At 51.0% G+C, this 14,735-nt stretch carries 15 protein-coding genes; 11 read left to right on the top strand and 4 right to left on the bottom strand.

All coding sequences use genetic code 11. The features are described from left to right. Nucleotides 1-14: 14 nt before the first annotated feature. The 6 genes from ACO0LG_RS20290 to ACO0LG_RS20265 all read left to right on the top strand — a co-directional run bounded on the left by ACO0LG_RS20290 (nt 15) and on the right by ACO0LG_RS20265 (nt 4,186). Nucleotides 15-557: a hemerythrin domain-containing protein gene (locus ACO0LG_RS20290; protein ID WP_423029371.1), complete on the top strand. Its 543-nt coding sequence runs from the start codon at nt 15-17 to the stop codon at nt 555-557. 39 nt (nt 558-596) lie between these two features. Beyond that, the gene (gene pdxH / locus ACO0LG_RS20285) at nt 597-1,232 is read left to right on the top strand and encodes a pyridoxamine 5'-phosphate oxidase (protein ID WP_423029370.1); all 636 of its coding nucleotides are present in this window, start codon (nt 597-599) and stop codon (nt 1,230-1,232) included. 81 nt (nt 1,233-1,313) lie between these two features. After that, nucleotides 1,314-2,444, top strand: coding sequence for an MGDG synthase family glycosyltransferase (locus tag ACO0LG_RS20280; protein ID WP_423029369.1), 1,131 nt, complete (start codon nt 1,314-1,316; stop codon nt 2,442-2,444). 14 nt (nt 2,445-2,458) lie between these two features. Then, nucleotides 2,459-2,992: a hypothetical protein gene (locus ACO0LG_RS20275; RefSeq protein WP_423029368.1), complete on the top strand. Its 534-nt coding sequence runs from the start codon at nt 2,459-2,461 to the stop codon at nt 2,990-2,992. Beyond that, nucleotides 2,982-3,587 (top strand): dual specificity protein phosphatase family protein, encoded by a 606-nt coding sequence (locus tag ACO0LG_RS20270; RefSeq protein WP_423029367.1) that lies wholly within the window; start codon nt 2,982-2,984, stop codon nt 3,585-3,587. The genes ACO0LG_RS20275 and ACO0LG_RS20270 overlap by 11 nt, the downstream gene beginning before the upstream one ends. Beyond that, entirely contained in the window at nt 3,584-4,186 is a 603-nt protein-coding gene (locus ACO0LG_RS20265) for an SRPBCC family protein (RefSeq protein ID WP_423029366.1), read from the top strand. The genes ACO0LG_RS20270 and ACO0LG_RS20265 overlap by 4 nt, the downstream gene beginning before the upstream one ends. 104 nt (nt 4,187-4,290) lie before the next feature. Here ACO0LG_RS20265 and msrA read toward each other — a convergent pair whose 3' ends face one another. Further along, nucleotides 4,291-4,830, bottom strand: coding sequence for a peptide-methionine (S)-S-oxide reductase MsrA (msrA, locus tag ACO0LG_RS20260; RefSeq protein WP_423029365.1), 540 nt, complete (start codon nt 4,828-4,830; stop codon nt 4,291-4,293). Between the two features lie 458 nt (nt 4,831-5,288). Here msrA and ACO0LG_RS20255 point away from each other — a divergent pair, with 458 nt between their 5' ends. The 5 genes from ACO0LG_RS20255 (at nt 5,289) to ACO0LG_RS20235 (ending at nt 11,814) form a co-directional block, all read left to right on the top strand. Then, on the top strand, nt 5,289-5,621 hold the full coding sequence (locus ACO0LG_RS20255; protein WP_423029364.1) for a hypothetical protein: 333 nt from the start codon (nt 5,289-5,291) through the stop codon (nt 5,619-5,621). Between the two features lie 183 nt (nt 5,622-5,804). Then, nucleotides 5,805-7,199 (top strand): hypothetical protein, encoded by a 1,395-nt coding sequence (locus ACO0LG_RS20250; protein WP_423029363.1) that lies wholly within the window; start codon nt 5,805-5,807, stop codon nt 7,197-7,199. Further along, a complete protein-coding gene (locus ACO0LG_RS20245) occupies nt 7,196-7,984 on the top strand; it encodes a hypothetical protein (protein WP_423029362.1) in 789 nt (262 codons plus the stop codon). Before ACO0LG_RS20250 ends, ACO0LG_RS20245 begins: the two co-directional genes overlap by 4 nt. Nucleotides 7,985-7,989: 5 nt before the next feature. Then, nucleotides 7,990-10,818, top strand: a complete 2,829-nt coding sequence (locus ACO0LG_RS20240) for an ATP-binding protein (protein ID WP_423029361.1) — start codon at nt 7,990-7,992, stop codon at nt 10,816-10,818. A 246-nt stretch (nt 10,819-11,064) separates the two neighbouring features. Further along, nucleotides 11,065-11,814, top strand: coding sequence for a Crp/Fnr family transcriptional regulator (locus ACO0LG_RS20235; RefSeq protein WP_423029360.1), 750 nt, complete (start codon nt 11,065-11,067; stop codon nt 11,812-11,814). A 36-nt stretch (nt 11,815-11,850) separates the two neighbouring features. On the opposite strand, the gene ACO0LG_RS20230 is transcribed toward ACO0LG_RS20235, so the two are convergent. From ACO0LG_RS20230 to ACO0LG_RS20220, 3 genes are read right to left on the bottom strand one after another with little or no spacing between them, the layout of a single operon-like run. Further along, a complete protein-coding gene (locus tag ACO0LG_RS20230; RefSeq protein ID WP_423029359.1) occupies nt 11,851-12,999 on the bottom strand; it encodes a nitroreductase family protein in 1,149 nt (382 codons plus the stop codon). After that, nucleotides 12,986-13,912 carry a ThiF family adenylyltransferase gene (locus ACO0LG_RS20225; protein WP_423029358.1) on the bottom strand — a complete coding sequence of 309 codons (927 nt, stop codon included), beginning with the start codon at nt 13,910-13,912 and terminating at the stop codon, nt 12,986-12,988. The genes ACO0LG_RS20230 and ACO0LG_RS20225 overlap by 14 nt, the downstream gene beginning before the upstream one ends. Further along, complete coding sequence (locus ACO0LG_RS20220) at nt 13,909-14,670, bottom strand: N-acyl amino acid synthase FeeM domain-containing protein (RefSeq protein ID WP_423029357.1); 762 nt, start codon at nt 14,668-14,670, stop codon at nt 13,909-13,911. The genes ACO0LG_RS20225 and ACO0LG_RS20220 overlap by 4 nt, the downstream gene beginning before the upstream one ends. Between the last annotated feature and the right edge of the window lie 65 nt (nt 14,671-14,735).

Below are 14,735 nucleotides of genomic sequence, written 5' to 3'. Positions count from 1 at the left end.
ACCCAGAGTACAACGTGACTACACTATTCGAAACCGCTCCAGGCTTTGACCAGCCGCTCGCCGTGCTCAAGCATTGCCATGACCGCATACGCAAGCAGTTGGCGACAATGGCGAATCTGCTAGCGCATTTACCTACGCATGGCGCAGACAATGACGCTCGTCAGGCAGCGCAGGCTGTACTGAATTACTTTACCAAGGCTGCGCCCTTGCACCATGATGATGAAGAAATCAACCTATTACCCGAGTTGCAAATAACTGCCAGGGATGAGGATGCCGCCCTGCTGGCAAGCCTGTTGCCAGCCATTCTTAGTCAGCATGAGGACATGGCGGTGCAATGGCAACAACTGGAAAAGCAGTTAAGCATAATCGTCAGCGCAAACAATGGCGCGCCTGCCAGTCTGTCGGCCGCGTCTGTGCAAGTTTTCAATGACTTATATTCCGAGCATATGCAAACCGAAGAAACCCAGATCGCCCCCATGGCGAAGCGCCTGTTTTCTGAAGCACAAATGGCAGCCTTGGGAGCAGCCATGCAAGCCAGGCGCGGCATAACTGCATAAACATTGTCAAAAATTCTGAATACCTGATAAAGGAAAACCATGTCCGTAGCTGATATCCGCACCGACTACAAAAAAGCCAGCCTGGCTGAATCTGATGTCACTGGCGACCCTTACAGCCAGTTCGCCAACTGGTTTGATCAGGCCTTGAAAGCCGATGTCGCAGAGCCAAATGCCATGACCTTGTCCACCGTGAATACGGAGGGAAAACCCAGCTCGCGCATTGTTCTCATCAAAGAATTTGATGCACGCGGTTTTTCCTGGTTCACCAATTACGACAGCGCCAAAGGTCGGGACCTCGCAGATAATCCCCATGCAGCCCTGCTGTTTTTCTGGACGGCGCTGGAACGGCAAGTGCGCATAGAGGGCAGTATAGAAAAACTCAGCGATGCTGAAAATGATGCCTACTTCAATAGCCGCCCGCTGGGCAGCCGTCAGAGTGCGCTGGCCTCGCAACAAAGCCAGCCTATCGCTGACCGTGAAGCACTGGAGCAAAAACTGGCTGCAGTAGTGGCAGAATTTGGTGAACAACCGCCACGTCCAGCCCACTGGGGTGGTTACCGCTTGCTGCCAGAGCGAGTAGAGTTCTGGCAAGGCCGCAGCTCGCGCCTGCATGACCGTATCATCTATACACTTGGTGAAAATGGTGGCTGGAAAATTTCCCGCCTGCAACCTTGAGAAAGTAGTCAGTAGCCCAAATTGGCATGAGGCCAGATAGACCGTGGTATTCTCGGTGTTTTTTTACCCACACCTACGCTCATGCCTAAGAAAAAGATCTTGCTATTAAGCGTTTCCGCTGGCGCTGGCCACAAGCGTGCGGCACAGGCCATACAGGCAACCGCGCAAGCATATCCTGCCGACACTGAAGTCTTGCATCTGGATGTAATGGACTTTGTCACCGCCGGGTTTCGCAAGATTTACACTGATTTCTACATCAAGCTGGTCAATAAAGCGCCGACGCTGTGGGGTTATCTCTACCATGCCAGCAATGAAGCGCAATCTGACAGCACCATGGAAAAACTCAGGCGCGGCATAGAGCGCCTGAATGCCCGACCCTTGCTGCAAGCGATGGCTGATTTTGCGCCAGATGTCATCGTCTGTACGCATTTCTTGCCAGCAGAAATGCTGTCACGTCTGTTACGCAAAGAAAGGCTGCATTGCCCGGTCTGGGTACAAGTCACCGACTTTGATTTGCACAGGATGTGGGTGCATGAACACATGGCCGGCTATTTCGCCGCCAACGAAGAGGTGGCAGACCGCATGCGCATCAATGGCATACCAGCTGAGCGCATCCATGTCACGGGCATCCCTATCATGCCGGCTTTTACGCAACACCTTGACCGCAAAAACTGTGCTGCAGAATTTGGCCTTGATCCAGCACGGCAAACCTTTATGCTCATGGGCGGTGGTGCGGGCCTGGGTGGGCTGGATGAAGTTGCAGAACGGCTGCTGTCATTGCCTGGCAACTTCCAGCTCATCGTGCTGGCAGGTAAAAATGCCCCAGCCCTGCACGCCCTGCAAAAACTGGCCTTGCTCCACCCTGGCCGCCTGATTCCACAAGGCTTTACCGACAAGGTAGAACGACTGATGGCTTGCGCCGATCTGGTGATTACCAAGCCCGGCGGCCTGACCACGTCTGAATGCCTGGCCATGGGCTTGCCCATGATCGTCAACTCACCGATACCAGGACAAGAAGAACGCAATGCCGACTTCTTGCTGGAACAAGGCGTTGCGCTAAAAGCCTATGATGATGTCAGCCTGGCGTATCGTCTGAATTATCTTTTGCAGCATCCGGATAAATTGCGCGACATGCATGACAAGGCGCAGGCTTTGGGGCGACCACAAGCAGCAACACAGGTCTTGCAAACCATCCTGGATACACCGGCTTGAGATTTGGCTTGAATATGAAATCGACGAACAACTCAGCTAATAATTCAGCTAAAAGCACATTCGTGCCCTTCCTGACCTGCTTTGCCTTTGTCTGTGTGCTAGCGCTGTTCTTTGCGCAAGTTGAAATCCAGATCGAAGGCAGCGGTGGCTGGGCTGCCAATCTGCCTACCTGGCGCATAGAGAAACACTGGTTGCTGGATATTTTCTGGGGTGGGCGGGCGATGACTGGTTACCATGCCTGGGTTTTCCCCTTCATTACCCTGTTTTTTCATTTGCCCTTTGCCATGATGCAGCAATGGTCGGCAAAGCTTGAATGCCGCGCCATAGCCAGCATCATGACGTTTTGGGTACTCGAGGATTTTTTATGGTTTGTCATCAATCCTGCATATGGCATTGCGCGGTTTAACCCTCATGACGTGCCCTGGCATATACACTGGCTGCTGTGCGTGCCTACCGACTATTGGGTAGGATTCGTCGGTGCGACTTTTCTTTATATTTATTCGTACAAAAAACATGCTCAACAAGATGCAAAACAAGATGCGAAATAAAAGGCTCAGGGCCAACCTGAAAACCTGGTCTTCATTGGCCAGGCTGGCAACGCTATCCTGTTCAGGTATGCTATTGATGTCCACAATAGCTAGCGCACAAACTGTAAGGCCTGAAGACTGGGCCACTCCGGTTGCCGAGACTCAAAATCTGTATCGTGTGAACCAGGACTTTTACCGCAGCGCCCAGCTCGGCAGCAAAGATGTGGCGTTATTGCAGTCGCTCGGCATCAAGACTGTGGTCAGCTTGCGTTCCTTTCATTCTGATACCAGCATATTCAAGGATTCCAACATCAAGTTGCAACGCATAGGTATCAATACCTGGAGTATCAATGATACCAATGTCATCTCTGCCTTGCGTGCCATCAAGGCAGCAGAAAAGGACGGCCCTGTGCTTTTGCATTGCATGCATGGCGCCGACCGCACTGGTCTGGTGACAGCCATGTACCGCATCTTGTATCAAGCCTGGAGCAAAGCGAAGGCTCTGGAAGAATTGATGAAAGGTGGTTATGGCTACCACAGTATGTGGAAAAATATCCCTGAATACCTGAAGAAGGTGAACATAGAAAAAATACGCGAAGGTGTCAACAAATCATGAAGTATGCATCTGTTTTAACCGGCATTACCGCCAGTTTGCTATTACTATCAACCACACAGGCAGCACAACTGGATGCCAGCAGATTCACTGAAACACAAGTACAGTTAATTGATCAAAGCAAGCCAGACAGCAATGGCAAAACTTTTGCGGCAGGTACTATCCTGAACGCCCCTGTTGCCAAAGTCTGCGCCACCATACAGGCGTATGAAGATTACCCGAGCTTCATGCCGAATACCGCCAAAGCAAAAGTCACGCACCAGCCAGATGAATCTGCCCTGGTCGATTTCACCCTGAACCTGCCAATGGGGAAAGTGAAAAAATACCGCCTCAAGATGATACCCAAAGTCAGTCCGGCCACATGCAACCTGAGCTGGAAATTGCAGCCATGGGAAGGCTTGAAGCAGGAAGAAACCATCGCCGACACGTCAGGCTATTGGGAACTGACTCCTTTGGCAGATAACCCCGGCAAGACTGTCGTCAAGTATCAGGTATTCACTGATCCGGGGCCAGTGCCCATGGGCCTGGGCTGGATAGTCGATAGCATGAGCAAAGACAGCATACCGAAAATGATGGATGCACTCAGAACCAAGCTGCGTTGATCATTATCATTGACAGCCTGCATTGATTATATAAAAAAGGAGAGTCGGGACTCTCCTTTTTGCTATGCAGCGAACTCGATGAATCAACACCATTTCAACCCATGCTAGCCTATCAATTTGCTGGCAAACATCTTCCTCGCTTTGGCTACTTTGGGTGCCACCACGAATGAGCAATAACCTTGCTCCGGATGCTGGCGGAAATAATTCTGGTGATAGTCTTCCGCAATATAAAACATCGGTGCCTGGCTCACTTCAGTGACGATGGCATCATCCCAGACCATCGCCATTTCCTTGACCACTTGCTCAGACGTGGCCTGCTGTTGCGCATCATGGAAAAAAATCACGGAACGGTATTGAGTGCCAGTGTCATTGCCCTGACGGTTCAGCGTGGTCGGGTCATGGATAGTAAAGAAAATTTCCAACAATTCCCGGTAACTAACGACAGCCGGATCAAAGCTCAGGCGCACTACTTCAGCATGTCCGGTTTTTCCGGTACAGATTTGTTCATAAGTAGGCTGATGCACTGCCCCGCCAGAATAGCCGGACTCTACTTTCAATACCCCGCGAATTTGCTGGAATACCGCCTCGGTACACCAAAAGCAACCGCCGCCTAAAGTGGCAAATTCAGTGGATGTCGTGCTCATGTCTTTCTCCTTGTTTAGATACAAGCTTAGTCTGTATCTGGGCCATTTTCTTACATTTATGAACTATTTGCTCACGATTTGCGGGCCAAGCCTTATTTCCTGACGCATACCCGGCTTATCCCGCTTCTTTCTCAGGCTGAACGCATACCACCTGCACTTCATTTGAACAATATGAGGTCGATGATCAAAAATGCATTAATCGACACCGGGCCAAATGTGAATTAATGTAACGGTGCCATTGAAAGATTACAAAAACTTACACGAGAATATGAAAGGAAATACTTGATATACGACTAAAATATTTCCTCAATTTTGGTACTGTCTGCTTGCACTTTCAGACACAGTGGCGAGTCAGTTTACATATCCTCAGACACCCTGTAGAGATGGCGGATACCAGAATTTAATTGCCAGACCAGCTCTGGCGCATATTTTCTCTTTGCTATTTCAACAAGTACATCATGTTAATTGACGTTATCAAAAACGGTTTCAGGACTATCTTCAGAGTGCGCCATGACCGCGAACTGCCGCCCGCTGGCCCCAAACCGGCATTTGGCAGCACTGTCGTCTATAAGCGCCTGAAGATGCAATTGATTGTGCCTATCGACTATGAACAATGGGAATGGCTGACTGAAAAAGGCTGGCGCACGCTGGACATGCGCTCAAACCGCCGCCGTTATTTCAAGGTGCCGCGCAAGGCGGTAACTCGCTTGCTACATGCGAATGAGACAGAGCGCGAAGTGCTGCTTCTGCAAATCATAGAACATCGCTACGAAAGATCGCGTCTGCATTAATTAACTTAAAAGCAACACAAGTTCAAATTGTCTATATTTTATAAACTCGTCACACAAAACTTGCACTAGCATTAAGAAAAGGGATTTTTAGCCAGGTGTTCAACACCATTTTCTTGATGCACACAGTCAAAAATTAAAATCCTGACAATACTCAAGCAGGCTGCAAGCGGTTAAAATGCCCGCATGCAAAATATAAGTAACGACGCTGAGGTTCAGAACGAAGACGATCTCGCTCTGCAGACCTATTTCAAGCCTGGTATTACTCCCGAAGACGTTTCCGCTGTATTCCCCCTGAAGCGTGGCCAGCCTGTATTGCAGGCTTTTACGGCTTTGTTCCACGGTGGTTTCAACGGTGTATTGTTGCGCCTGCTGGTTTTGCGGGAATTGACAGCCGATGTGGAAACACCTTCGCTAAGCAGGGCGGACATCAATGCCAAACTGGGTTATCTTGAAGCAGATGCTTTGGAGACGGTATTGTCACGCTTGCGCTCTACCGGCTTGCTGATCTGGGATGCCAGCCAGGCTGTTTATCGCATTGCACCGACGGCACGTAATGTACTGGCGGCGATAGAGTCCTTGCTGCAAGTTGAAGAAAATAATGACCAGGCTGAAATGAGCTATATGCTCACCCAGGTTGCAGGTGCCCAGGCCGTGGGCGGGGTCTCGGTAGAACAATTGCATCACTTGCTGGGCCGCCTGATAGAGCTGACGGAGGAATTCTCGGATGCGATAGCCTCCGGTTCCGAGTTCCAGTTACGCACAGCCCAGCAAAAATGGCATACCGCCTGTGACTGGGTAGAAAAAGGCTCAGAGATCATCCATGCCATCACCAATGACAGCCGGGCCGATGCCGCCACCCACAGGGCAGCGCAGGCCATAGGCCGAGCCCAGAGTGCCTTGCTGAATATGCAGGGCATGTTCTCAAGAGCTTTGAACCAGATTGAGCGCCAGCGTGTGCATCTGGGTCAATCCGGTTTGTCGACTACCGATATCAAAACCTGGCTGCTGCAAAAGGATGATCTGGCAGCACTGGCTGACGATGCACTGGCAAAACCGGTGACGCCTATGTTTATCACCCCTTCAGAAATGATAGACGTGGCCGAGAGCGAACTGTTGAGCCACCGCGTCTCTGCCCTTGCCGGTGCCTTACCTGCCGGTGAAAATGCGCCATCAATTGCCAATGATGATAGCGACGCCCTGCATGAGCTTGATCACTGGCTGGCCTTGCTGACTGCCGCCGATGCCTCGGAAAAGCCTATCTCGCTGCAGGATATTTTATTGCCATCGAATTTTTCGATTGCGTCTTACCGCGCCTCCATGCTGCCTTTGCTAGGCGACCCCAACGAATCTGCTTTGCAGGGTGCAACCGGGATACTGGCGCGCCTGCCACTGGTATTCAATTCCAAAGACAAAATGCACAAGGTACATGATGATCATGTCGCAGCCATGTCGATCGCCAGCCTGAACGCTCCCGATGCTGTGGTTACGGCGCAGACAACACGCAAAGCGAAGTCAACTGCACTCGCTGAACAATCTGCACCATCTGCACCACCTGTACAGACAAGAGAAATACCATGACCGAAGATGCACAAATCCTGATCGCCCGCTTGCTGGCGCACCAGACCCTGCGCCGTGAAGACAAGCTGGTTAAACGCGCCTTGTCGGATGAATTGTTCCGCACCGAAATCGACACGCGCCTGAAAGCATGCGGCATGAAATTTGTCGATAACGTGTATGCCGACTATGTCACCCTGGCTTTGACACGCGATAGTGAATCCAAGGTATTTGGCACCAAAGAAACCTGGCAGAATAATAATTTTGGCCTGGCTCGCGATGGCGTAGCCTTGCTGGTGGTCTTGTGGTCGCTGATTATTTTGCCCAAGCGTGAACGGCAAGAAGCCCATCAACTGGCAGAAGAAGACCAGAATGATATGTTCGGCAAAGATAAACCCATGCCGCGCGCAGAAGATACCTCAATAGGCATTTCTTACCGCGCCCTGCTGGCAGACTTTGGTGAAAAACTGGGCAAGAAAACCCGCATGGACATGAATCTGGGTCAGTTGGCGCGCGTGGGTTTTATTGAGCGCAAAGCCGATCTGATACTGGAAGGCCCGCTGCTGGATTTGCTGATGGATACCGATACCCTGAAAGACCGCATCATCAACGGTGCGCTGTCGGATATTTTCCAGATCCCGGTACCACGTACGCCAGCCATCATCGCACCTGTTGTTGCGCCTGAAGTTGAAGCCGAAATCTCTGCTGAAACAAATGAAGCAAGCGCGGAAACGCCCGTTGCCGATGCCAGTACAAATACCAGCACTGACATAGAAGCCAGTCCCGACACGAATACCGAAAAAGAATAATCACCATGTTTCATATCAAATCGCTGGAACTTGTCCATTGGGATTATTGGCAACGCATCAAGAACATCCCGCTGGATGCCAAGATCATTACCATCGCAGGACAAAATGGCTCGGGCAAAACCACGCTGCTGGATGCCTTGCGCACCCTGTTTGGTCTGGAATGTTCCATGGGGCGGTCGTACAAACATTACGCCCGCCACTCAGGCCAGCAAACCGCATGGATACGTGCAGTAGTCGATAACAGCGCAGTAGGGCCGCAGATTTCCAACCGCCCTTTCCGCATGTCGGGCCTGTATGAAGATGAAGTCACGTTATTCTGCAAAATAGAAAAAAATGGTGGTGACTGGAAGCGACAGTACCTCATGCGCAGTGGCAAGACCGAGATAGAAGAAATACAGGAAGCCAATGACTGGCTGGGTGTAGAAAGCTATCGCAAACGTTTGTCCCACGCAGGTCTGTCAAATGCCATGGGCAAAGTACTGGCGCTGGAACAGGGCGAGACTGACAAGCTCTGTGAATACGCGCCACGTCAGTTGTTAGACCTTGTGTTTCAGGTGTTTGGTGACAAGGAAGTGCTGGATGCCTATGATGACGCCAAGCGTCATCAGCGTGATACAGAAACTGAATTACAGCGTTTTGAAACCGAGCTTGAAGGTGCAAAAACCAACCTGGAAGGCTTGCGCCTGCGGGTTGCCAATTACCACCAGTATGAAGGCCTGAGCAAGGAAAAGCGCGACCTGCAGGAAGAGATACTGCCTACTCTGCAATATCATGAAGCATTGGAAAAAGCGGGCACTACCAGCCAGGCCCTGCGTGCCAGCAAGCGCTTTTTAAAGACGCAAGACCTGGCCCTGTCTGACCGTCGCCAACACCTGGCGCAACAGGCGCAGCAAGTGTCCGACGCCAAGCAAGCAGAAGCTGCACTGGAAACTGAAGAATCATCGCTGCGTGAAAAACTTGGACAGATCAACAGCAAACTGAAGCCGCAAGAAAGCCTGCTGGAACAAAAAGCCCGTCTGCAAAAACTGGCTGCCGAAGCAGATGCTGATGTTGCCAACATCGCAGATGATCTGGAGAAAAAAGAAGCCGAGCTATCACGCCAGAAACTGGAACGTGATGCCCTGACCCAGCGTATCGCTGGCGAAATGGAAACCATCGCCGCCCTGCAAGGGAAGTCTGCCCTTCCTGATCCGGAAAACGTGCGCCAGATGCGCCGTGCGCTGACGGATGCGAATATCCCGCATTGCATGTTGCCAGAGATAGTAGAAGTCACTGATCCAAAATGGCAGGCGGCAGTAGAAGGCGTATTGCGCGGCTATACCTCAGTGATTTTACTGGACAAGGCGACTGACGCCTCTGCCGCTTACCGCATTGGTGAAAAGCAGCGTTACAGCCACTTCATCGTGCCTGACCGTATCAGTGCACCCGTGGTCAAGGATCAGAGCCTGCTGTCTGTCGTCAATTTCACTGGCCAGGCGCCGTCTTGGCTGATCGAGCAGTTACAGCGCATCGATACAGTAGGTTCCATCGAACTGGGCATGAAACTGCCCAAGAACCAGGAATGGATTACGCCAGACGCGTATCATTTTGAGCGTCGTGGCGGCCGTTCGCTGTTTGTCGAAGTATCGCGCTATCGCTTTGGTAATGCAGGCCGTACCCAACGTCTGGAAGCCCTGCTAAAGTCTTTGCCACGCCTGCAATCGCAAGAAGATGTGTTGACGATGCAGATCAGCAAACTGGCAGGTGAAATCAGTGCCTACAAGGCACGCCTGGCCGGTGTCGATGCGGCAAAAGAACTCAGTGCCCGCCACGCAGAATTTGAAGAAGCCAGCCGCAATACCCAGCCCCTGAAACAACAGCGCATGGAAGTCGGCGGTCGCTTAGGTGAAATTGCACCTTTGCTGAAAGCCGCTACCGAACAACGCTCTGTTGCCCATCTTAAATGGGAACAGGCCAAGGCTGCCATTGCCGATGCCGAAGCCCAATTGCGCACATCAGAAAAACGCCATGCTGATGAACGCAAGGAACAATTCGAAACCCTGCGCGCCATGCGCGACACCTGGCATACCCTGCCGCATCACTGGAAACGCGTGTCGCACCGCAAGGAATTGGTAGCAGAACATGAAAACGTCCATCAGATCGAATTGCGCATACGCAGCCTGACGAATAACCTGGCGCGTGATGACTGGGAAACCGATTCTACCGTGGTCGATCAGTACACGCGCCTGAACGCACTGCTGCAAGGCCGCCAGGCTGAGACTGATGAACGTCGCTACCAGAATAACCGTGCCATAGAAGCCACGGTGAATGCCCGTGCTGCCTATATGGACAGGCTGCGCTTCACGATCAAGTCTTACAGCAAGAACATCAAGCAACTCGGTGAGCTGGCAGGTATAGAGGTGCATACCGACCCGGTCAAGCTGGAAAATGACGATATACAACTGGCCCAGGCTGGCTTGCATGTGCGCTTCAAGTTTGACGGCAAAGGCCCGATAGGCATGAACGACGGTGAAGCATCTGGCGGCCAGCAAGTCATGAAGTCACTGATCTTGCTGATAGGCTTGCTGAAATCTGACGATGGTTCCGGCGGTTTTGTATTCATCGATGAACCCTTCGCCCATCTGGATATACGCAATATCCAGCTGGTTGGTGAGTTCCTGAAAAATACGGATGCCCAGTACCTGATGACGACGCCGCTGACGCACAATACCGATGTCTATGACCCTTCCGAACTGACGCTGATCACCAGCAAGAAGAAAAAAGATACCGAATGGGCACAACCTATTTTTGTCTTGCAGAGAAAGACTGAGAAAAACAAGCTTGCCAAGGCATGATGGGCTATCCCCTGATATTGCTTGATATCAGGGGATAGCCCATTCTGGTAGCCACTTTTCTATATACACACCGCTAACACTCCACGAAGCCATTCGCGACGCAATCAGGCTAACGGCCGCAATGTTGTTGTTTCCGCCTGCGCAAGCGAAATGAGCCATAGACTGCGGGCAAAACCATGTAAACTGCCTTGAGGCTACAACCTGCGCAAGTCCGTGTTAATACAAGTAAACGACCTCAAAGCACATATGAAAAAAACAAGCAAAGCTGCATGGTCTGAAAATCCAAAACAGAACAGCATATTAGCTGCGCTACCCAAGGCAGATTTCGAGCGTATTTTGCCTGATCTGGAACTCGTTCCTCTTCCTTTGAAGTGGACTATGCTGGAATCTGGTGACCATGTACGTTTCCTGTATTTCCCTATCTCTGGCATTGTCTCGCTGATCTACGCGCTGGAAGATGGCTCGTCGAGCGAAGTGGCACTGGTCGGCAATGAGGGCATGGTAGGCATTTCCATTTTCATGGGTGGCGATAGCATGCCGTCCAGCACAGAGGTCCAAAGCACAGGCAAGGCTTACAAGCTAAGCAGAAAAATCATGAAAAGGGAATTTGCCCTGGGCGGAAAATTGCAGCAATACGCTTTGCTTTATACACAAGCGCTGATTTGCCAGACTGCACAAACCGCCGTTTGCAACCAGCACCATTTACTGGATCAGCAATTGTGCCGCTGGCTTTTGATGAGTATGGACAGATTGCATTCAAATGATATCGTGATCACCCAGGAAATGATTTCAAATCTACTGGGAGTACGCCGTGAAAGCGTGACCCAAGTCATAGGCGAATTACAAAAAGATGGTTTGATTACCTGCAGACGTGGTCATGTCAAGGTAATAGATAGAAAAGCAATGGAAAGCCGTGTCTGCGAGTGCTATGAAGTCGTTCGTAAAGAATATCTGCGTCTGCTTCCGCCGGTTCCGGATGCTGACCCTGCAGCTTGACAGCAGCAATTGTCCACCCTGCACAAATTATGATAATCAACGTTGTTCCTTGGCGGGAAGCTTGCAAACTGTCAGGTAGTCGCGATAATCATTTTCTTGGTCACTGCTGGACTGCAGACACAAATCCTGCAACTTCAATCTCAAAGAGCGTGATTGCGCCTGTCTGCCGTAACCTAGCCGCCCCATAAAACTGGTATTTTTCAAAACAGCAGGATGGCAAAATGTTGCCAGGCTTTGCTGTAAATACAGCATTTGCTCTTGTATGCCAGCCGTATCACTGCAAGACCGTCCGGCTTTAAAATACCAACTAAAAATCAGCGGTGTCATCTCTGGCTGCAATTGTATGCCCAGTTGCGTCGCGGTCAGCCAGAGGCGCTGCATGCTGCGGCCGGCAGCAATAAAATCTTCTACCGTTTGCGGTTCTTGCTTTGCCACGATCATGAAATGCCGTGCGCAGAATAATGCAGGGATCAAGTCAAGTTGCAGGCGTGGCAGCCAGGTGCCTGCCATATAGCGATTCATCCAATTCACCCGCTGCCAGCTATGCATGGCCCAGCGCATCAGCAACAAGCCAATTTTATCCATGCCCAGGGCCTGATCAGGGACGCGGTCAGTACTGAATTGCTTTCCCCAATCGATGATTTTTTGATGGGTAGGAAAGGCTTCTGGCATGGTCAGACGAATTTTCGCATTACTCCATAATAATTTCGCCATCTTCCAGCGCTGATGCCAGCCACCAAACCAGCAGATATCGAAGTTTTCACCTGCTGCCTGCTCTAGTGCCCTTTCATGCCCGGCCTGCAAATCTCGCGTGGACAGTGCACGTCTTTGCACGCTTCTTTTTTCTATCATCTCTGCCAAAGGATGTGGCACACAAATATCAATCGGCAAAAGCCTGACCTGATACGCAATGGCCCTGCTGTTGCCCAATTGTCCCCGGCTATCTATGCGTAAAAATTCTGCATGGCGACGTTGATGACTGGCGGCCAGACTGATATTTTCCAGCAGTGCACCCAGCGCCATCTGGCTGGGACGTCCCTCGAAATCATAGACAACCGTGTCGCGCGTATCAAAGGCGCGGATGATGAAAGCATGGTCTGAAATAATGTCAAAGCGCCAGTTTTGTATATTGTCACCACTAGGTGCCCAACGTGCTTTATCGAGTACATATTCAAGCGGACTCATATTGCCTCCCTGCGTTGACCAGTTTTTGCCCAAGCATGCGCCTGGCGATAGCGAGTTTGATTTTTTGTAGCGGATTACGGTTACCGCCGGGTAGCCAGGTTTTCTTCAACTCTTGCCGGTAAGCGTCATAATGTATGCCACGCGGTGCACACACTACCTTGCCGCGTCCCAGTAGTATCTTGGCAGCTTCAGTGGCCGCCACACCGGCACAGAGCTGGCATGCCATGACAGTGGAAGGCCCTTTTTTCAAATCCAGCCTGACACGACTGGGGTCAACAAGATAGGTTCCATGCAGACGTGCTGGCGCCAGACCTAGCAAAAAACGTATGCCTTGCTCGAACTCTGATTGCCCCTGCATCTGGAAATAATCATCAAAACTCATCTTGCCGGGCAGGAAAGTCAACACCGCTATCCCCATGCCCAGAGGGGCGGCGGTGACGGCGGGTATGCTTTTGCGATGACAGGCAGCAAACACTGCGCGGCGGGTATCGAAGGCAAAAAAATCCAGGCTATCGATATAGATATCAACACCATCGAGGAAAGCATCCATATTGCCAGCGCCTACTCCCTTGGGAAATACTTCTATCTGCAAATCAGGGTTGATATCTTTCGCCATGCCTTGCATGACGTGCGCCTTGTCTTTGCCCAGCGTGGATAGCATGGCACCGGCCTGGCGATTCATATTCGGCAAATCAAACTGATCAAAATCTGCGATATGGAAAGCACCTATGCCTAGCCTTGTCAGTGTCAGCAAATGTGCGCCACCGACACCCCCCATGCCGGCAATCGCGACTTTCTTGCCGCGCAATTGCCCCTGCTCTGCTTCTGTAAACCAACCCAGATTGCGCGAGAACGCCAGCTCATAATCAAATGCAGGTGCTGGCTGGGTTTGGTTTTGCGATGATGGTTTCATGCGTGATACTCGCTCATGCCATGCAGACGGGCAGCCAGGTTGACTTCCTCTTCAGGCGAAAACAAATAAGGATAAAAAGAACGCTCTGTATCTGCCAGCTCTGGCTTGCCGCCAAATTGTGCGACCAGCGACGCCACATAGTTCAAGTCTATGCCCAGCAAAACTGAGGGTGCCTGAATTTGCTGATTATCGCGGACGTCACTCAAGACCGTGAACTTCAGCATGCGCTGGTAAAACGCCACATGCCTGGGATTCACTTCTATACAAATATAGTTATAGCTACGCACCCGGAGAGCCCAGATTTCAGCAATATGGAACAAGGATGCCAGCACGCTCCTGGATTTGACTTCTTTTTCAATCGCCAGCTTGGTGAACTGGCAAAGTTTTGCGCCCCTGCGGCGCAGGCTATCCAGTTCAAACTGATAAAGCTTATCAAGTGGCAGGCCATCACCAGAATCAAATTGCACGCTGAGAGTACCAACGATGCGGTTTTCTATCGTGGCTTGCAGACTCAATACGTTCATTGCCCTGCTTTTTTCAGGGTGGGCATAGCCCCTTGAAGAAAAGCGCTGGTTCACCAGCATGTTGATGGATTCACGGTCATTCATGGAGTTCACCAGCTTGACTTTAAAACCAGAAATTTGCTTGTCTGGCCAGGGATAAACCGGTGCTTGCCGTGCGAACACGTCGCCAATATTTTTGCGGGAAACATCAAGTGGCATACCAATGATGGTATTTGTCTGTGCAAGTGAGAGCATGATCATATCCAAAGTATTAAGCAGTTTTAAGGGAAAAGAAGCCTTTCCTGTGGCGTGCGCACCCA

This window comes from Undibacterium sp. Ji42W, from assembly GCF_049340405.1.
In the GTDB taxonomy this organism is placed as follows: domain Bacteria; phylum Pseudomonadota; class Gammaproteobacteria; order Burkholderiales; family Burkholderiaceae_D; genus Undibacterium.
Note: the sequence above shows the minus strand (reverse complement) of the source record. Positions and strands in the feature narration are given on the sequence as shown.